This is a genomic window from Streptomyces sp. NPDC050485 (assembly GCF_044458185.1).
Lineage (GTDB): Bacteria > Actinomycetota > Actinomycetes > Streptomycetales > Streptomycetaceae > Streptomyces.
Genome location: NZ_JBITHR010000005.1, coordinates 383,910 through 401,331, shown reverse-complemented (window position 1 = coordinate 401,331; position 17,422 = coordinate 383,910). Strand labels below are relative to the sequence as shown.

The window sequence follows — 17,422 nt, the reverse complement described above, 5'->3', positions numbered from 1 at the left end:
CACGTGCTTTGTCCCGTTGGCGCTCGGGGGACGTTCCCTACCCGTTCCGGCGAAACCCGCCGGAATGACAACTACCGCCGCTACGCTGCCCCGTGATGGAACGTCATCCTGGAACCGCCGTTCGGAGCAGCGGGCCCGCCAGGGCGCCCCGGGTCAGGACGGCGGCGCTGCTGGCCGTCGTACTCCTCGCCGCGCTCGCGCTCGTCCTGACCATGTGCGGCGGTCCGGGCAGAACCGGCCGGGGCGGTCCGTCCGGTACGAGCGCCACCGGCCCCGCGCTCGGCTGGGGCTTCACCCACACCCAGTACAGCGCCGACACCGGCACCGACGACGCCGTGGCCCGCGCCCGCACACTGCTCTCCGCGCAGGGCCTGCCGCAGGACCAGGCGCTGATGGGCTGGGGCGCGGGCAACCCCGAGCCGTCGCCGGGCACGTACGACTTCTCCGATCTCGACCGGCGCATCGAGTACATCCGCTCCACCGGCGCCACCCCCGTCATCACGCTGTGCTGCGCACCCGACTGGATGAAGGGCGGCCGGCCCGGGGCGAGCAAGACGGACTGGAGCGTGCCGGCCCTGGAGTCGGCGCCGCTCCCCACCCACTACAAGGACTTCGCCGCGCTGGCCGCCAAGGTCGCCCAACGCTACCCGGACGTACGGCACTTCATCGTCTGGAACGAACTCAAGGGCTTCTACGACGATACCGGCCAGCGCTGGAACTACGAGGGCTACACCCAGCTCTACAACCTGGTCTACACGGCGGTGAAGAAGGTCGACAAGGACGTTCTGGTCGGCGGGCCCTACCTGGTCATGGACAGCTACGGGCCCAAGGACAAGTCGTACGCCTCCGACCTCAAGGGCCCCTGGGGCTCGGTGGACCAGCGAGTGCTCGACGCCTTCACCTACTGGAACGCGCACAAGGCCGGCGCCGATTTCGTGGTCGTCGACGGTGCCAGCTTCACCCGCGACAGCCAACTGCTCCCCGACGCCTTCGGCGCCACCGACAAGCTGACGGCCGTGAGCGCATGGGTGCGCACGGCGAGCGGCGGGCTGCCGCTGTGGTGGGCCGAGTACTACGTGGAGCCCGACAAGTCCGGCTGGAGCGAGCAGCGGCGCGTCGCCACCCAGGCCGTCGGCATGATGGCCCTGGCGCGCGGCGGCACCAGCGCCGCCTTCTACTGGAGCCCGCAGGAGCAGAGCGGCCCGTGCCCGGGATGCCTGTGGACGCCGACCCAACTGGCCGGCGGAGGGCGGGAGTTGCCCATGTACGCGCTGATCGCGAAGTTCGCCGCGGCCTTCCCGCCGGGCACCTCGTTCCGCACCGTCACCGCCGAGCCGGCCGGCGTCCGGGTGCTGGCGAGCGACAAGGACCTGCTCGTCGTCAACACCCTCGGCCGTGCCGTCGACGCGAACGCCGACGGCAGGCCGCTGCCACTGGCCGCCTACGAAGTGCGCTGGCTGGCCCGCTGAACAGGGGCCGACCGCAGCACCCCGAACAGCTTCACCGCCGCGACCGACGCGATCACTGCCAGGCTCGCGACCTCCGCGATTCCGACGCCGGTCAGCCCCAGCGGACCGAGGAGCGCGAGCGTGGCGCCCAGCACCAGAGCGCACAACCCGCCCTGGAGACAGGCCAGTCCAACCGTCCGGCTCTGCGCGCGCAGCACCGCGAAGTACAGCTCGATCACCACCCGCAGCAGCGCCCCCACCACCAGCCAGCGCAGCAGCGGGGTCGCGTGCAGGGCGTACCCCTCGCCGAACACGTGCAGGATGTGCGGGGCGAAGGCGAAGATGAACCCGCAGATCGGCACCACGATCTTGACCATCCGGATCAGCGCGGCGCGCGCGTTGCGGCCGAGCCGCTCGGGGTCGTGCGCGCCCTCCACGGTCAGCGAGGCGCCCATGTTGATGGCGAGCAGCTCGACGGTGCCGCCGATCGTCGCGGTGATGTAGAAGTACGCGTTGTCCGCCGAGCTGATCTGCGAGGCGACGATCACGGGGACGAGGTAGACGACGGCCAGCGCGAACAGCGAGCCCGTGTAGTCGCCGGCCAGGAACCGGCCCAGCTCGCGGTAGCTCGGCGGCCGTGCGGTGTGCACGGTGAGTTCCACGTGGCGGGGCACCAGACGCCGGAACACCAGCCAGCCCAGCGGCAGTACGGACACCGCGATCGACGCCACCCAGGACACGAACACGCCGCTGGCCGGCAGCGAGGCCGCGATCGCCACCAGGAGCAGCAGCTTGACCGTGGAGAACGCGGTGTTGCCGACCGGCACCCAGAACGCGCTGCGCAGCCCGGTGAGCACGCCGTCCTGGAGGGTGAGAATGGACCAGGCCGTCACCGCCGCGATGAAGCCGAGCCCCTTGAACGGCCCGTGCAGGAAGCGGTACGAGGGACCCCAGAGGTCCAGGGTCTCGACGAAGACCAGCGCGGCCACGCCGACGACGCACGCGCTCAGCGCATAGGTGCGCAGGACCAGACGCCCGGTGGCGGCGCCCGCCACCGGGATGAAGCGCGCCACCGCCCCGGTCAGGGTGAGCGCGGTGATCCCGGCGAGGAACTTCATCGCGGCGATCGCCGCGGAGCCCTGGCCCACCGCGTCATCGGTGTAGTACCGGGCCGCGATCAGCCAGAAGCCGAGGCCGAGCACCGCACTGATCCCGGTGTTGAGCATCAGCGCGTAGGCGTTGCGGAAGAGCGGGGTGCCGCCCCGGTGCTTCCCCCGGGTCGGCGTCCTTCGGTCCTGGGCGGTGGTCACGTTAGCCACGAGTACCGCTCACCTTCTGGTCGATCTTGGGACACGGACTCTCAGTCGCCGCCGAGCTTGTGCCCGGCCTGCCGGGCCCTGCGGACCAGCGCGTACCCCTTCGTCAGGGCGCGGTCCGCTGCGAAGCCGCGCGCGACGGCGCGGCCGCTGCCCGCGACGAGCCGCTCGAACTCGTCGATGCCGGTGCTGCGCCGGACCGTCACCCGCTCCAGGGCGTACGGTCCCTGGCGCCGCCGGGCGAGCCCGTTGCCCACCGCCAGCGCCTGCTCGAATCCCGCGGCCCGCACGGTGCGCCGCACCCGGCGGCTGGAGTAGCCGTACGGGTAGGCGAAGGAGACCGGCCGCGCGCCGAGCTCCTCGCCGATGATCTCCTTGCAGCGCAGCGTCTCGAACCAGAGCTGCTTGTCGGAGAGTTGGTCCAGCTGCGGATGGCTGTGGCTGTGCCCGCCGATCTCGGTACCGGCCGCGGCGAGTTCGCGCACCTGGTCCCAGTCGAGCATGGTGTCCAGGGCGCCGCCCTCGTCGTACGCGCCGCGCAGCCAGCCCGTCGACACGAAGAGGGTGGCGGCGAAGCCGTACGTGGCGAGGACCGGCAGGGCGTGGCGGTGCACGCCCTCGTAGCCGTCGTCGAAGGTGATCAGGACGGGACGGCGTGGAAGCGCTCCCGCCGTGCGCCAGGCGTGCGCCAGCTGCGCCGTGGTGATGGGGGTGAACCCCAGCTCGGCGAGCAGCTCCATCTGGTCCGCGAAGGCGTCCGGCGAGACGGAGAGGCCGTACGCCGCCTTCGCGGGGCGGTGCGCCACCGCGTGGTACATCAGGATGGGCACGGGCCCCGTTCCCGTAGCCGTCATGCCGCTTCGTCCTCCTCGCTCTCGCCGGTCCCCGCGTGCTCGATGGGAGCCACCTGGAAGCTCACCCCGTTCCGGCGGGCCCGCACAGTGCCGAGCAGATAGCCGCCGGCCGCCACCGCGACGCCGGTCACGATCGCGCCCGCGCGCCCCGCGCCACCGGCCCGGCCGAGCACCGCGTCCCGCACCCCGCGCACGACACCGGCCGGAAGGACCCGGGTCGTGTAGCGGCGCTCGGACTCAAGTCCCTTGCCTGATCCGACACTTCGGGCCACCAGGGCCTTGGAGAGGCCTTCCGCGTACGCCCTGGCGCGGAAGTAGCCGAAGCGTTCGCGGGCCGGGGGCACCCGGTGGTGGATCACCGAGCGGTCGTCGATGAGCAGTACGGCGCCGGGCAGCGCCTTGGCGAGCCGGATGCACAGCTCGGTCTCCTCGCAGCCCAGCGGCCGCTTGTCCCCGTCGCGGCCGATGCCGGTGGCGAAGCCGCCCGCGGCGTCGAACGCGGACTTGCGGAAGGAGGCGTTGCCGCCGAGGACGTTGCGCACCACCACCCGGCCCGGTGGCAGGCCCCGGTACGTGCAGCCGACGACCCAGTCGAACTCCTCCGGGAACCAGGCGGGCCGGCGCCCCGAGGCCCAAGCGGGCATCGTCCGGCCGCCGACCGCCATCACCCGGAGGTCGCCGTACCCTTCGGCGAAGTGGCGCAGCCAGTCCCGCTCGGCCACGGCGTCGTCGTCCAGGAAGGCCACGAACTCGCCCCGGGCGGCGGCGATTCCGGTGTTGCGGCCGGCCGAGAGGCCGCGGGGGCCCGCGTTGGCGAGCACCCGCACCTCCCCGGCGGCCGCGAGGTCCTTGAACTCCGCTCGGAGCCGTTCCAGGAGCCGCTCGTTGTGGTCCACCACCAGCAGCGTCTCCAGGGCGGGCAGCGACTGCGTGCGCACCGAGGAGACCGCCGCGAGGATGTCCTCCCAGCGGTCCTCGGTGTACACGCAGACCACCACGGAGAAGTGATGCTCCGTCAAGACACCCCTCCCCGGCGTGTGTTCAGGAAGACCGCCTGGGTGCGGCGGTGTGCGCGGGGCACCGCCTTCTCCTTGAGGATCACCTTCAGGACGCGGATGCCGTCACGCACCGCGCTGAGGTTGGAGACGCCGTGGATCCGGTTGTACTCGTAGCTCGGGACCTCCTGGACGCGCAGGCCCGCCTTGACGATCCGGATGTTGATCAGGGTCTCGATCTCGAACCCGGAGCAGTCCAGGACGATCTTGTCCAGGCAGTGCCGCCAGAAGGCGTTGTAGCCGTAGCAGAGGTCGGTGTAGCGGGCGCCGAACTTGCGGTTGACGATGCCGCACAGGACCGCGTTGCCGAGCTTGCGGATCGGGGTCATGTCGTCGGTGCCGCCGCCGTTGGCGAAGCGGGAGCCCTTGGCGAAGTCGGCGCCGCCGACCAGTGCGGAGACGTAGCTGACGATCTCCTCGCCGTCCGCCGAGCCGTCCGCGTCGACCATGACGATGATGTCTCCGGTGCAGGCCGCGAAGCCGCTGATGAGGGCGTCGCCCTTGCCCTTTCCGACCTGCTTGACGACCTTGACGTCGGGCCACAGTTCGCGGGCGACCCGTACGGTGTCGTCGGTGGAATTACCGTCGACCAGGACCACTTCGTGGATCCAGTCCGGAAGTGTCTTGAACACATACGGAAGGTTTTCGGCCTCATTCATGGCCGGGATGACCACGCTCACCGGCGGTGCAATGGCGAGATTCGCCGAAACCGGCCGGTACTCAGCTGGTATTCGGTTGTCCGCGCCGGCCGCCGCGTGGACATTCGGCGAATCCGAGATTAATTGATCTTGGCCCGGCACGGCCGGGCGCACCGAAGAAGTCATGATGAGTCTCTGTCCCTCTCGTCCGGTGGACCGCCCGCCCCCGGGTGGTCCGGATGAGTTTCCGGTTACGAAAGGGGGGTTCTCACCCCGGTCATGACGGCATGAAACACCGTACTCATTGGGCGAGCTGGCTTTGCTGGCCGCGCGGCCCGTGTGCCGGTCCGCGCATGGCGAAGACCGGGCACGGCACCCCCCTACCGCGCCCCGCTCCGGCACCCATCGTGACGCTCGAGCCCTCCCCTTGCGTCGCTATACCTGATGGACCGATGCGGGTGGATGTAAGACGGTATTGATGGTTAGGACTGTAGGGCAAGACCTCAACCGAGGCCTCGCGTTTCGGTGTTTTTGGTCTTACTTTCACGATCGCGTCCGGAGCGATTCGCTCCCGTTCCCAGCAGGAATAGGAGAAGGCTGATCACGCCAACTGCCGTGACGCCGCTCCGGACCGACCACAGGTGCAGAGCCGCCATGCTTTCGGCGGTCAGCAGATCGATGAGTACTGCTCCTGATATCGACGCCACCGCGCGACCGAGCGGTTCCAGTCGGCGCAGCGCGAATGCGCCCGCCTCGGCGGGCGCGGAGACCAGGAAGAAGAGCGCGAGCGGTGCGCGCAAGGGTGAGTTCAGGCCGGTGATGGCCAGGACGGACCCCGCGGCCGAGGCGGCGAGTGCCGCTCCCGCGAGTACGGGCAGCAGATCGGTACCCGCCGAGGCGTGCACCGCCGGTCTGTCACTGATGGTCTGCATTGGCGACGGTTCCCCCCGATGCGCCGGATGCGGGGCTTCAATGTGGCGCAGTCCGGACAGTCCCGTCAAGACGCCGATTCGCTTGCGGTGAACGGGTGTTGACGGTGGGTCAGCGGAGTGTGGTGCTCCGGTGAAGGATTACTCGTGGGTTGCTGACGGATCGTCAGATATACGGAGATGTCCGTCCGGCGTTCTTGGCATGGACACTTCCCGCGGTCCGTGGTGGCTGGTACCACTGCCGTGGCGGAAACCCCGCTATAGGAGGTTCCATGAAACTGTCCCGAATCGCGGCGTATGCATGGGCGCTCGTGCTGGCAGTCGCGCTTTCCCTCACCGGGGCCGGCGTGGCCGCAGCAGCAACCCAGACGGCCGGATCCCACTATGTGGCCCTCGGCGACTCGTACTCGTCCGGCGTCGGAGCCGGCAGCTACGACAGTTCGAGCGGCAGCTGCAAACGCTCCACCAGGGCCTACCCGGCACTGTGGGCGGCAGCGAATTCACCCGCCTCGTTCGACTTCACCGCTTGCTCCGGCGCTCGTACGGGTGATGTGACGTCGAGCCAGCTCGACCCGCTCGACTCCTCGACCGACCTCGTCTCCATCACCATCGGCGGCAACGACGCCGGGTTCTCGGACGTCATGACCAACTGCGTCCTGTACTCGGAGTCCACCTGCCTCAGCAAGGTGGCGGCGGCCCGCGCCTACGTCGACTCGACGCTGCCGGGGCTGCTCGACTCGGTGTACTCGGCGATCAGAGCCAAGGCCCCCAACGCCCATGTCGTCGTCATCGGCTACCCGCACTTCTACAAGATCGGCGGCAACTGCTTCGCCGGGCTCAGCGAGACGTCCCGCTCGGCGATCAACGGCGGCGCCGACGAGCTCAACTCGGTGACCGCGAAGCGCGCCGCCGACCACGGCTTCACCTTCGCGGATGTCGTACCGGCCTTCACCGGACACGAGATCTGCTCCGACAGCCCGTGGCTCAACAGCGTCGTGTGGACCAACATCAGCGAGTCCTACCACCCCACCGCCGCCGGACAGTCGGGCGCCTACCTGCCCACCTTCGCCGACGCGGCCTGACATCGCTCAGCCGGCGGGCGAGTACGGCGAGCCCGTCGGCCCCGGCGAGGAGGAGGCCCCGCCCGTCGGGGTCCCCTTCTCGCAAGTGACCGTGTACGCAACGGGGTTGGACGCGGCCCGGGCCGGGGACCGCACCTCGACACGGAGCTCGGTGGAGCCGCTCTGGGCGGGCGACTCGGTGTGCGCGACCTGCCGGGTCCCCGGCCCGCCCGAGGCGAACGAGAGCGTCTTCCAGCCGGGGTCGGAGGACTGGCCGTCCCGGGTGACCCAGCGGTACTCCACATCCGCCGGCGTGCGCCCCACGGTGAAGACGGCGACCATCGCGGGCGCCGACGCGCTCGGCGCCGGACACGCACCGTCGTAACTCCCGCGCACCGCCTCCAGGGTGACCTCCACCGACTGCGCGGGCGAGGACGAGGGGCTCGCGCCGCCGGTGGCGGGCGAGGCGGCGGGTGAACTCCCGCCTCCGGACGGGCGCGGCACCCCGGAGGAGTGCGACACGGACGGCGCGGGCGCGCCGCTGGTCGATGAACTCGCCTTGCCACCCCGCTCGTTGGCCCGCACCAGCGCGTAGATGAGCCAGCCGAGCGCGAGCAGCAGCACCAGGATCCCGACGAGCAGGGCGGCCCCGGTGTTCCGCCGCCGCCCGGCGGGCCGCGCCGTGGTGGTGGCCGGGCCGCCGCCGGACGGGGCCGCGGGCAGCGTCGGCACCGGGGCCGGCGGTGCTCCCGGCGGCCCGGTCGCCACCGTCGTCGCCTCGGACCGCCCCTGCGGGGCCCGCACCGTGCCGCCCGCCGCCACCACCCGCAGCTGGTGCTCGGCCTGCTCCGCCGACAGCCGCCCGGCCGGGTCCTTGCGCAGCAGTCCCTCGATGACCGGGGCCAGCGGGCCCGCCCGGCGCGGTGGCGGCAGCTCCTCGTCGACCACCGCCCGCAGCGTGGACAGCGGGGTCTCCTGCCGGAACGGCGAATTGCCCTCGACCGCCGCGTACAGCAGCACACCGAGCGACCACAGGTCCGAAGCGGGACCCGGCGTACGCCCCAACGCCCGTTCGGGAGCCAGGAATTCGGGCGAGCCGACGACCTCGCCGGTCAGGGTGAGCGTCGAGGTGCCCGCCACCATCGCGATGCCGAAGTCGGTCAGCACCACCCGGCCGTCATTGGCGAGCAGCACGTTTCCCGGCTTCACATCGCGGTGCAGCACCCCCGCCCCGTGCGCGGCGCGCAGTGCCGCGAGCACTTCGGCGCCGATGTGCGCGGCGCGTCTCGGCCCCATCGGGCCCTCCGAGTCCAGCACGTCGGACAGGGCGAGGCCGCGCACCAGCTCCATCACGATCCACGGCCGGCCGTCCTCGGTGGCCACGTCGTACACCGTCACCACATTGCGGTGCGTGATCCGGGCCGCGGCCCAGGCCTCGCGCTCCAGGCGCGCGTACAGCCGCCGGACGTCGGGGGTGTCCAGGGCGGCCGGGGCCAGGACCTCCTTGACCGCGACCTCGCGCCCCAGGACCTCGTCCCGCCCGCGCCACACCACACCCATGCCGCCCCGGCCCAGCGGGGAGAGGAGCCGGTAGCGCCCCGCGATCAATCGCTGCTCACTGCCCGGCACTTCGCTCACCGGCGAGCCTCCCGTCCGCGGCGGAGAAACCCTTCCAAGTTAGCTCAGGGCCGCGCCGCTGCCGCCCCCTTGAACGGCAATCCGCACTCAGTGCGAACACGGGTCACGACGCTGCGTGATGGGCAGTCAGAGATCTGTCCAACTCGCCCTGGAATCAACTGTATTCGGAGAGTAATCGTCAACCTGCGGCCCCTCAAGGTGAATCCTGCCACCGGGATACACGAGTGTGATGCGGGGGCGATAGGGTTACCCTGCCCGGGGCCGGGTGCCCTCGTACGGGTGGGGAGTGACATGGAACAGATAACAGTGCGCAGCAGGGCGCGAGTCCCTGCCATCACCTGCGGGAGCAGTGCGACCAGCTCGCGGCTCGACCGCCATCTCTCGGTGCTCGGCGGCCCTGCCGTCCCGCAGCGCGAGGCGGCCGAGGCCACGTTGCTGATGCGCGAGCTGACCTCGCGTGACATTGCGCACACCCGCAAGAGCAAGAGCGCTCGCGTCTCGCTCTTCGCGCCGCTGCGGCGGCTGCGCCGCTCGCTCTTCGGCAGCCGCGGCTGAACCCACTCCCGACAGCATACGAACCGCGCTCAGGCGATCACGCCGTCCCGGCGCAGCTCTGCCAACTGCTCGTCCGTCATTCCCAGGGCTCGCAGTGTTGCGCGGGTGTGCTCGCCGAGCGCGGGCACCGCACCCATCCGAGCTTCTTGACCGCCGCCCAGATTGATGGGCGGCAGCAGGGCCCGCAGCGGCCCCACCGGTGACTCCACCTCCCGCCAGCGATCGCGTGCCGCCAGCTGCGGATGCCCGGCGACATCGCCGACCGTGTTGAGCCGGGCGCAGGCGATCCCCGCGGATTCGAGCCGGCCGACGGCTTCGGCGGCGGTCAGCGCGGCCAGCGCCCGCGCCACCACCGCATCCGTCTTCTCCCGGTTCGCCACCCTTGCCGCATTGGCCGCGAAGGCTGGATCATCCGCCAACTCGGGCTGATCCAGGACGTGTTCGGCCAGCCGCCGCCACTCCCGGTCGTTCTGCACGGACAGCAGCACCTGTCCGCCGCACGCCGTCGCATAGGCGTCGTAGGGCGCGATCACGGCGTGTGCGACGCCGGTGCGCGCCGGCTCCGTACCCCCGTGCATCACGTGGTGCAGCGGATGCCCCAGCCATTCGGCGAGCGCCTCCAGCATCGAGATCTCCACCGGGCCGCCCCGGCCGGTCGTGCCGCGCCGCACCAAGGCCGCCAGGACGCCCGAGAAGGCGTACATGGCGGCCGCGATGTCGGCGGCCGGGATCCCGGCCTTGACGGGCTGCTCCGGCGTCCCGGTGACCGACACCAGACCCGCCTCGCACTGCACCAGCATGTCGTAGGCCCGCTTGTGCGCGTACGGACCTCCGGCTCCGTACCCGGATATGTCCACCGCGACGAGCCGGGGATGCGTGGCGCACAGGGTCGCCGCGTCCAGGCCGAGCCGGGCCGCCGCCCCGTGCGCCAGGTTCTGCACGAACACGTCCGCGTCCGCGATCAGCCGGTGCAGAACGTCCAGACCGCGCGGGTCCTTCAGATCGAGGGCCACCGACTCCTTGCCCCGGTTGCACCATACGAAGTGCGAGGCGAGGCCGCGGGCCGCGGTGTCGTAGCCGCGGGCGAAGTCGCCGCCGTCGGTGCGCTCGACCTTGATGACGCGGGCGCCGAGGTCGGCGAGCTGCCGGGTCGCGAACGGTGCGGATACGGCCTGTTCGACGGCGACGACGGTGATTCCCGCGAGGGGCAGTGGCTGAGTGCTCATGACAGCCGTACCTATCGCGTGCGGACCGCCCTTGTCACCCCGCGCGGGTGCTCAGCGGCCGGAGTGCGCGTAGCGGCGTACGGCCAGTGGCACGAAGACGAGCAGCAGGAAGGCGCACCAGGCGAGCGAGCCCGCGACCGGGTGGGCGACCGGCCAGGCCGCGTCCGCGGCGGGCGAGGAGTTGCCGCAGAGGTCGCGGACGGCGGAGGCGACCGCGCTGATCGGGTTCCACTCGGCGATCGTGCGCAGCCAGCCGGGGAGGTTGCCGGTGGGGATGTACGCGTTCGAGAGCAGCGGCAGGATGAAGGTGGCCGAACCCAGCTGCCCGGCGGCCTCCTCGCTCTGCGTCAGCAGCCCCAGGAACAAGCCCGCCCAGGTGGTCGCCAGGCGGAGCAGCATCAGCAGTCCGAAGGCGCCGAGCGCGCCGAGCGGACCGCTGTCGATCCGCCAGCCCACCGCGAGCCCCACGACCATCAGCGGGATCATGCCGAGCGCGGTGGTCAGCAGGTCGGCCGCGGCCTGGCCGACCGGCACCGCGGCCCGGCTCATCGGCAGCGTGCGCAGCCGGTCCATCACCCCGCGGTGGGAGTCCTGCGCGGCCTGGAACATCCCGGTCATCAGGCCGCCCGCAGCCGTCGCCACCAGGAGCCCGGGCACCAGATAGGCCCGGTACTCGCCGCCCGGCATGGCGAGCGCGCTGCCGAAGACGTAGCCGAAGAACAGCAGCATGGTGATCGGCATGGTCTGGGTGAGGATCAGCACGCCGGGCGCGTGCCTGATGCGCTGGAGCTGGCGGCCGAGCATGGCCGAGCTGTCGTAGCCGAGCGAACTCATGTCACCAGCTCCTTGCGGGTGTCGGCGGCGCCGGTGAGGCGCAGGAAGACCTCGTCGAGGGTGGGCGGACGCAGACTCGCGTCCAGGATCGGCACCCCGGCCGCGTCCAGTTCGCGGACGATACGGGGCAGGGTGAGCGTCGGGTCGACCGAGACCGCGCCCACCGTTCTTCTCCCGGCGTCGAGTTGGGGCTCGTTCCCGGTCAACTGGTCGAGCACGGCAGCCGCTTGGGGCATCGCTCCCTCGTCGGCGAGCACGACCTGGGCGTACGAACCGATCCTGGCCTTGAGTTCGGCGGGGGTGCCGGTGACCGCGGCCCGGCCCCGGTCGATCAGCACGATGTCGTCGGCCAGCTGGTCGGCCTCCTCCAGGTACTGGGTGGTGAGCAGCACCGTGGTGCCCTCGGCCGTCAGGGCGCGCACGGCCGCCCAGATCTGGTTGCGGCTCTGCGGGTCGAGACCGGTGGTCGGCTCGTCCAGGAAGAGCACGCGGGGGCGGGTGAGCAGGCTCGCGGCAAGGTCGAGCCGGCGCCGCATGCCGCCGGAGTACGTGCCGACCGCCCGGTCAGCCGCGTCCATCAGCTCGAACTGCTCCAGGAGCTCGGCGGCGCGGGTCCGGCCCGCCGCGCCGCGCAGGGCGTGCAGCTTGGCGAAGAGCTGGAGGTTCTGCCGCCCGGTGAGTTCGACGTCGACCGAGGTGGACTGGCCGGTCACACCGATCGCCCGGCGCACCGCGTCCTGCTCGCGCACCACGTCGTGCCCGGCGACCCGCGCGGAGCCCGCGTCCGGCGCGAGCAGCGTGGTCAGCAGCCGCACGGCGGTGGTCTTGCCCGCGCCGTTGGGGCCGAGCACCCCGCAGACGGTGCCTTCGGCGACCGCCAGATCGAGGCCGCGCAGCGCGTGGACCTCGCCGAAGCGCTTCTCCAGACCTTCACTAAGTACAGCGTACGTAGTTGTCATGCGGCCCACCGTACCGCACTACGTACGGCGTACGTAACTACGATGGTGGGCGAGGTGATGATCCATGGCAGGGCGACCTGCTGAACCAGAAGTGATCTGGGCGCGCCCCAAGCGCGCCGGACGGGGCCCCAGGCCCGCTTTCAGCCGTGCCGACATCGCGGCCGCCGCCGTGCGGATCGCGGACGCGGACGGCATCGACGCGGTCTCCATGCGCCGGGTCGCGGCCGAGCTGGGCTGCGGAACGATGTCGCTGTACAACTACGTCCCGCGCAAGGAGGACCTGTACGAGCTGATGGTGGACGCGGTCAGCGCCGAGTACGAGCTGAGCGCGCCGACCGGGGACTGGCGGGCCGACATGCTCGGCCTCGCGCACCAGACCCGGGCGCTGATGCACCGCCACCCGTGGGTGCCGGGGCTGATGTCCCCGGTGTACGGCTTCAGCCCGAACGCGCTGCGCTACCTGGAGCACTGCATGGGCTGCCTCGAACCGCTGGAGGCGAGGTCCGGGACGAAGATGGAGCTGATCGCCTCGGTGAACGGCGTCGTCACCGCGTACGTCGCCAACGAGATCTCCACGGCCGAGCGGACCCGCTCCCTGCCGTGGTCCGCGGAGCAGGAGCAGGGCGTGCGGATCGCCTACCTCTTCAGCCAGGTCTCCACCGGCCGCTACCCCCACCTGGCCGCGGCCTTCGCGGAGGACTCGGGCCCGATCGATCTGGACGCGGTGTTCGACAGGGCGCTGACCAGGACGCTCAACGGCTTCGCGGGCTAGGGGGTGTCCGGCGCATCATGGCCGGACACTCCGCGCTCGCCGATTTCCGGCTCGGCCCCGGATCCGTGCAGGATGGCCCCATGACCGAGATCCGCACCCCCCGCCTCGTCCTGCGCCGATGGACCGACGACGACCTCGTCCCCATGGCGGAGATCAACGCCGACCCGGAAGTCATGCGCTGGATCGGCGACGGCTCGGTCCGCGATCTGGAGCAGACCGCCGAGGACATCGAGAGCTGGGAGGAGGAGTGGGACGAGGAGGGCTTCGGTCTCTTCGCCGTCGAACTGCTCGCCTCCGGTGAGCTGATCGGCTTCGCCGGTCTGTCGGTGCCCGAGTTCCAGCCGGAGGGCGTGCCCGACGTGCAGATCAGCTGGCGCCTCGGTCGGCCGTTCTGGGGTCAGGGGTACGCCTCCGAAGCCGCCCACGCCACCTTGGAGTTCGCCCTTCAGGACCGCGGACTCGACGGGGTCATCAGCATCACGCACCTGAGCAACACCGCGTCCGAGAACATCTCGCGCAAGCTCGGCATGGACCTCGCGAGCGAGACGACGCACCCGGTGTACAAGACCCCGCAGCACATCCACACCATCGACCTCACGGAATACGCCGGCTGACGCGTCCTCAGATCAGCGCGAACTGCCCGCCCGGGCCCTCCTCGTGGTGGTCGAACACGGAGGCCGGGCGGCGCGCGGCAGCCGGCACCGGAAGCACCCCGGCCGAGACCAGGTGCTCGCGGGTGAGGCCCGGTCCGGTCGCCAACTCGGCCTGCCGCGGGCGCAGTTCGGCCAGCAGGGCGAGCACCGTGATCAGTTCGAGCAGGTCGGAGGTCCACTCCTGCGGCCAGCTCGCCGGCCCGACCGCGCCCAGCGTGCCCGGTTCGGCGGGCTCCGTACGGCGCTGGAACCACAGCTCCAGCATCCGCACCCCGCCCACCTGGAACTCCCAGGCCTGCCGCGGCACCGGTGAGATCCGGCCGTCGCCCACGTGCAGGGTCTCCTCCTCGGCGTCGTAGCAGAGCTCCCGCGGGCGGGCCGGGAGCGCGGCCCGCACGTACGGGCGCCGGCCGCCGGGCAGCCGGGGCTTCTCGCCGCTGCGCGCCCCGCGCACCATCACCGTGCACATCTGCCGCCCCAACTCGACTCCGGCGGACCAGAGTTGAGGGTCAGCGCTCAGCGGGACCGAGCAGCCCGCGGCGCCCGGCCGGGCGGCCGCCACGATCCAGGCGAGCACATCGGCGGCCGCCACATCGCTCCCGTACGTCGCGCGGAGGAAGGCGAGCAGGCCCGGGGCGAGGTTCGGTTCGAGGCCGCCGGGGCGGCGGTGCAGCGGGCGGATGCGGCCCGGACGCCCGGCGGGGGAGCGGCCGTCGGGCAGCACCGCCGAGACGGTCACCGCGGGACCGGCTTCCTTCGGTACGTACCCCTGCTCGACCACGAAGAGCTGTCGCTCGTCCGCGACCCGCCACAGCTCGGGCCGGGCGGCGTCGATCAGCCGCTGGTCCGGTATCAGCCACTGTTCGTCGAAGGGCCCGTGCTGGATGCGGACCGGCGCCGGACAGGGGCCCCGCTCCTGTGCGAACGGGCCGGTGCCGGCGGCCCGGCCGGGCAGCGCGGCGACCGCGGAGCGGAGCGTACGGGCCCGGCTCGGGCCGAACAGCCGCTCCCGCTCGGCTCCTTCGGACCGCACGAGCAGCTCCCAGCGGGAGCGCAGCGTCCGCTCGTCGGGCGCCACCACCCAGTCGCGCCCCAGCCGCAGCGGAGCCACCGACCAGGGCATCAGGTCCGCCAGAAGAGGCGCGTCATCGCTCACAGCCAGCATGCTAAGCGCGCCGCGGGTAGTGGCGTTCGTCGGCTGCGGGCCGATGGGGGTCCCCCTGCTCGAACGAAGTTGAGAGCTTGGGGGAGGCTGGTCGCGCCCACACGGCGGAGCCGCACGATGTCACAGCCCCGCGCCCCTTCAGGGCGCCGTACCGCACTGGACTTCCACAAGACCGCTTAGTAACGCACGCTCCCCGTATCAGCGGGCCTCGACCGTCACCGAGAACGCGAAGCGGTCGCCGCGGTAGTGGATCCGGGCGACATCGACCACCTGGCCCGAGCCGTCGTAGGTGACGCCCGTGTAGTGCAGGATCGGTGAGAGCAGCGGCACTTGGAGCAGGTCGGCGGTGACCGGGTCGGCGAGGCGGGCCTCCACGGTGTCCGTGATGCGGCTGATGTCCACCCCGACCGCGTCCCGCAGCACCTTCGTCATCGGCCAGCGCTCCAGATCGGCGAGGTCGATCCGGTCGGCCACCTCCGGACGCACCGCGTTGTGCGCCCAGTTGGTGGGCTCGCCGCTCTCGCCGTCGCACCGCAGCCGCCGGTACGCCACGACCTCCGCGCGCCCGGGGAAGTACTCGGCGAGCTCCCCGGGCACCGGCTCCGGGCCGTGGCCCAGGATCGTGGTCCGCTCGCCCGACTGCTGGGCCACGATCGCGTCGATCGAGCCGAGCAGCCGGACCGGCGAGGCCCGCCGGGCGGCGGGCTCGATGAACGTGCCGCGCCGCCGGTGCCGGCTGATCAGGCCCTCCTCCTCCAGCTCTTTGAGCGCCTGGCGCATCGTGAGCACGCTCACCCCGTAGTGCGCGGCGAGCCGCTCCTCGGTGGGCAGCCGCAGCGAGGCGTCGGGGGAGCGGCCCAGTATCGAGGCGCGCAGCGACTGGGACACCTGGTACCAGAGCGGCAGCTTCCGGTTCAGGACCAGCGAGTCGGGTGCGAAGGAGGAGGTCACAGGGGATTCCGTATCAGGTGGTGCTCAGGAGCGGAAGTGGCGCTGAAGACCCTGCCACACCTCGTCGTAGCCCTGCTGGAGGTGTCCGGCCGTCGCCGCCTGCCCGGTGGCGGTGACCGGCCAGCGCGTCTCGAACATGAAGGCGAGCCCGTCGTCGATCTTCTGCGGCTTCAGCTCGGCGGCGCTCGCCCGGTCGAAGGTCTCCCGGTCCGGGCCGTGCGCCGACATCATGTTGTGCAGCGAGCCGCCGCCCGGCACGAAGCCTTCGGCCTTCGCGTCGTACGCGCCCTCGATGAGGCCCATGTACTCGCTCATCACGTTGCGGTGGAAGTACGGCGGCCGGAACGTGTCCTCGCCGACCAGCCAACGCGGCGCGAACACCACGAAGTCGACTCCGGCCAGGCCCGGGGTGTCGGACGGCGAGGTGAGCACCGTGAAGATCGACGGGTCGGGGTGGTCGTAGCTGATGGTGCCGATGACGTTGAAGGTGCGCAGGTCGTATACGTACGGCGTGTGGTTGCCGTGCCAGGCGACCACGTCCAGCGGGGAGTGGTCGTACGTCGCGGTCCAGAGGTTGCCGCAGAACTTGTTGACGACCTCGACCGGTCCCTCAGTGTTTTCGGGGTCTTCGTACGCGGCGACCGGCGCCCGGAAGTCCCGTGCGTTGGCGAGGCCGTTGGCGCCGATCGGGCCGAGGTCGGGGAGCTGGAAGGGCCGGCCGTAGTTCTCGCACACATAGCCCCGTGCGCTCTCGTCCAGGAGCTCGACCCGGAAGCGGACGCCGCGCGGGATCAGGGCGACCTCGCCCGGGCGGGCGGCGAGCAGGCCGAGCTCGGTGCGAAGCAGCAGGCCGCCGCGCTCGGGGACGATCAGGAGCTCGCCGTCCGCGTCGCTGAACACCCTAGATTCCATGGAGGAGTTGGCGTGGTAGAGGTGCACTGCCATGCCGGTGCGCTGGGTGGCGTCGCCGTTGCCGCCCAGGGTCCACAGGCCGGCCAGCCAGTCGGTGCCCGCCGGGGGCTCGGGCAGCGGGTTCCAGCGCAGCCGGTTCGGGTCGGGGACGGTCTCGGTGAAGGGCGCCGACCGGAGGTGGCCGTTGTCGGCGCGGGTGAACGCCGGGTGCGCGGCCGAGGGGCGGATCCGGTAGAGCCAGGAGCGGCGGTTGTGGGCGCGCGGCTCGGTGAAGGCGCTGCCGCTGAGCTGCTCCGCGTACAGACCGAGCGGGGCGCGCTGGGGGGTGTTGCGGCCGAGCGGGAGGGCGCCGGGGACGGCCTCCGAGCTGTGCTCGTTGCCGAAGCCGCGGGAGTAGGCAAGTCCTTCCGCGGTCTTCCTCGCCTGTTCGCCGGTTGTCGTCGTCATCGTCCGCTC

Annotated in this window: 16 protein-coding genes and 1 pseudogene; 5 read left to right on the top strand and 12 right to left on the bottom strand. The window is 71.5% G+C overall.

From position 1 onward, the window contains the following. Positions 1 to 95: 95 nt before the first annotated feature. Positions 96 to 1,469 (top strand): xylan 1,4-beta-xylosidase, encoded by a 1,374-nt coding sequence (locus tag ACIBK6_RS13630; protein ID WP_399051363.1) that lies wholly within the window; start codon positions 96 to 98, stop codon positions 1,467 to 1,469. Here the strand turns inward: ACIBK6_RS13630 and ACIBK6_RS13625 are convergent. From ACIBK6_RS13625 to ACIBK6_RS13605, 5 genes and pseudogenes are all read right to left on the bottom strand, one after another. Beyond that, positions 1,466 to 2,674 (bottom strand): annotated as a pseudogene (locus tag ACIBK6_RS13625) (lipopolysaccharide biosynthesis protein); the annotation flags it as partial. The gene ACIBK6_RS13630 and the pseudogene ACIBK6_RS13625 sit on opposite strands and share 4 nt — an antisense overlap. 134 nt (positions 2,675 to 2,808) lie before the next feature. Beyond that, complete coding sequence (locus ACIBK6_RS13620; RefSeq protein ID WP_399051362.1) at positions 2,809 to 3,618, bottom strand: polysaccharide deacetylase family protein; 810 nt, start codon at positions 3,616 to 3,618, stop codon at positions 2,809 to 2,811. Then, entirely contained in the window at positions 3,615 to 4,637 is a 1,023-nt protein-coding gene (locus ACIBK6_RS13615) for a glycosyltransferase family 2 protein (protein WP_399051361.1), read from the bottom strand. Before ACIBK6_RS13615 ends, ACIBK6_RS13620 begins: the two co-directional genes overlap by 4 nt. Continuing rightward, on the bottom strand, positions 4,634 to 5,497 hold the full coding sequence (locus ACIBK6_RS13610; RefSeq protein ID WP_399051360.1) for a glycosyltransferase family 2 protein: 864 nt from the start codon (positions 5,495 to 5,497) through the stop codon (positions 4,634 to 4,636). The genes ACIBK6_RS13615 and ACIBK6_RS13610 overlap by 4 nt, the downstream gene beginning before the upstream one ends. Positions 5,498 to 5,814: 317 nt before the next feature. Next, positions 5,815 to 6,312 carry a hypothetical protein gene (locus ACIBK6_RS13605; RefSeq protein ID WP_399051359.1) on the bottom strand — a complete coding sequence of 166 codons (498 nt, stop codon included), beginning with the start codon at positions 6,310 to 6,312 and terminating at the stop codon, positions 5,815 to 5,817. A 200-nt stretch (positions 6,313 to 6,512) separates the two neighbouring features. On the opposite strand from ACIBK6_RS13605, the gene ACIBK6_RS13600 reads away from it, so the two are divergent. Then, positions 6,513 to 7,322 (top strand): SGNH/GDSL hydrolase family protein, encoded by an 810-nt coding sequence (locus tag ACIBK6_RS13600; protein ID WP_399051358.1) that lies wholly within the window; start codon positions 6,513 to 6,515, stop codon positions 7,320 to 7,322. A 6-nt stretch (positions 7,323 to 7,328) separates the two neighbouring features. Here ACIBK6_RS13600 and ACIBK6_RS13595 read toward each other — a convergent pair whose 3' ends face one another. Then, positions 7,329 to 8,939 carry a serine/threonine-protein kinase gene (locus ACIBK6_RS13595; protein ID WP_399051357.1) on the bottom strand — a complete coding sequence of 537 codons (1,611 nt, stop codon included), beginning with the start codon at positions 8,937 to 8,939 and terminating at the stop codon, positions 7,329 to 7,331. 291 nt (positions 8,940 to 9,230) lie between these two features. On the opposite strand from ACIBK6_RS13595, the gene ACIBK6_RS13590 reads away from it, so the two are divergent. Continuing rightward, positions 9,231 to 9,494 carry a hypothetical protein gene (locus ACIBK6_RS13590; RefSeq protein ID WP_189962000.1) on the top strand — a complete coding sequence of 88 codons (264 nt, stop codon included), beginning with the start codon at positions 9,231 to 9,233 and terminating at the stop codon, positions 9,492 to 9,494. A 29-nt stretch (positions 9,495 to 9,523) separates the two neighbouring features. Here the strand turns inward: ACIBK6_RS13590 and ACIBK6_RS13585 are convergent, their stop codons facing one another. Genes ACIBK6_RS13585 through ACIBK6_RS13575 form a run of 3 tightly spaced genes read right to left on the bottom strand, consistent with a single transcriptional unit; the run spans position 9,524 to position 12,513 of the window. After that, positions 9,524 to 10,720, bottom strand: coding sequence for a CaiB/BaiF CoA transferase family protein (locus tag ACIBK6_RS13585; RefSeq protein WP_399051356.1), 1,197 nt, complete (start codon positions 10,718 to 10,720; stop codon positions 9,524 to 9,526). Between the two features lie 51 nt (positions 10,721 to 10,771). Beyond that, on the bottom strand, positions 10,772 to 11,554 hold the full coding sequence (locus ACIBK6_RS13580; protein WP_399051355.1) for an ABC transporter permease: 783 nt from the start codon (positions 11,552 to 11,554) through the stop codon (positions 10,772 to 10,774). Continuing rightward, positions 11,551 to 12,513 (bottom strand): ATP-binding cassette domain-containing protein, encoded by a 963-nt coding sequence (locus ACIBK6_RS13575; RefSeq protein WP_399051354.1) that lies wholly within the window; start codon positions 12,511 to 12,513, stop codon positions 11,551 to 11,553. Before ACIBK6_RS13575 ends, ACIBK6_RS13580 begins: the two co-directional genes overlap by 4 nt. 64 nt (positions 12,514 to 12,577) lie before the next feature. On the opposite strand from ACIBK6_RS13575, the gene ACIBK6_RS13570 reads away from it, so the two are divergent. Beyond that, on the top strand, positions 12,578 to 13,285 hold the full coding sequence (locus ACIBK6_RS13570) for a TetR/AcrR family transcriptional regulator C-terminal domain-containing protein (protein WP_399051353.1): 708 nt from the start codon (positions 12,578 to 12,580) through the stop codon (positions 13,283 to 13,285). An 80-nt stretch (positions 13,286 to 13,365) separates the two neighbouring features. Beyond that, complete coding sequence (locus ACIBK6_RS13565; protein ID WP_399051448.1) at positions 13,366 to 13,899, top strand: GNAT family N-acetyltransferase; 534 nt, start codon at positions 13,366 to 13,368, stop codon at positions 13,897 to 13,899. Positions 13,900 to 13,906: 7 nt separating this feature from the next. Here ACIBK6_RS13565 and ACIBK6_RS13560 read toward each other — a convergent pair whose 3' ends face one another. The 3 genes from ACIBK6_RS13560 to hmgA all read right to left on the bottom strand — a co-directional run bounded on the left by ACIBK6_RS13560 (position 13,907) and on the right by hmgA (position 17,413). Next, a complete protein-coding gene (locus ACIBK6_RS13560; protein WP_399051352.1) occupies positions 13,907 to 15,103 on the bottom strand; it encodes a type ISP restriction/modification enzyme in 1,197 nt (398 codons plus the stop codon). Between the two features lie 198 nt (positions 15,104 to 15,301). Then, positions 15,302 to 16,054, bottom strand: a complete 753-nt coding sequence (locus ACIBK6_RS13555; protein WP_399051351.1) for a GntR family transcriptional regulator — start codon at positions 16,052 to 16,054, stop codon at positions 15,302 to 15,304. A 24-nt stretch (positions 16,055 to 16,078) separates the two neighbouring features. Next, entirely contained in the window at positions 16,079 to 17,413 is a 1,335-nt protein-coding gene (gene hmgA / locus ACIBK6_RS13550; RefSeq protein WP_399051350.1) for a homogentisate 1,2-dioxygenase, read from the bottom strand. Between the last annotated feature and the right edge of the window lie 9 nt (positions 17,414 to 17,422).

Bases quoted from the DNA above. Each gene is read 5' to 3' on its own strand.
- ACIBK6_RS13585 (WP_399051356.1), bottom strand. From the start codon at position 10,720: ATGAGCACTCAGCCACTGCCCCTCGCGGGAATCACCGTCGTCGCCGTC.
- ACIBK6_RS13580 (WP_399051355.1), bottom strand. From the start codon at position 11,554: ATGAGTTCGCTCGGCTACGACAGCTCGGCCATGCTCGGCCGCCAGCTC.
- ACIBK6_RS13560 (WP_399051352.1), bottom strand. From the start codon at position 15,103: ATGCTGGCTGTGAGCGATGACGCGCCTCTTCTGGCGGACCTGATGCCC.
- ACIBK6_RS13610 (WP_399051360.1), bottom strand. From the start codon at position 5,497: ATGACTTCTTCGGTGCGCCCGGCCGTGCCGGGCCAAGATCAATTAATC.
- hmgA (WP_399051350.1), bottom strand. From the start codon at position 17,413: ATGACGACGACAACCGGCGAACAGGCGAGGAAGACCGCGGAAGGACTT.
- ACIBK6_RS13620 (WP_399051362.1), bottom strand. From the start codon at position 3,618: ATGACGGCTACGGGAACGGGGCCCGTGCCCATCCTGATGTACCACGCG.
- ACIBK6_RS13575 (WP_399051354.1), bottom strand. From the start codon at position 12,513: ATGACAACTACGTACGCTGTACTTAGTGAAGGTCTGGAGAAGCGCTTC.
- ACIBK6_RS13600 (WP_399051358.1), top strand. From the start codon at position 6,513: ATGAAACTGTCCCGAATCGCGGCGTATGCATGGGCGCTCGTGCTGGCA.
- ACIBK6_RS13630 (WP_399051363.1), top strand. From the start codon at position 96: ATGGAACGTCATCCTGGAACCGCCGTTCGGAGCAGCGGGCCCGCCAGG.
- ACIBK6_RS13565 (WP_399051448.1), top strand. From the start codon at position 13,366: ATGACCGAGATCCGCACCCCCCGCCTCGTCCTGCGCCGATGGACCGAC.
- ACIBK6_RS13570 (WP_399051353.1), top strand. From the start codon at position 12,578: ATGGCAGGGCGACCTGCTGAACCAGAAGTGATCTGGGCGCGCCCCAAG.
- ACIBK6_RS13590 (WP_189962000.1), top strand. From the start codon at position 9,231: ATGGAACAGATAACAGTGCGCAGCAGGGCGCGAGTCCCTGCCATCACC.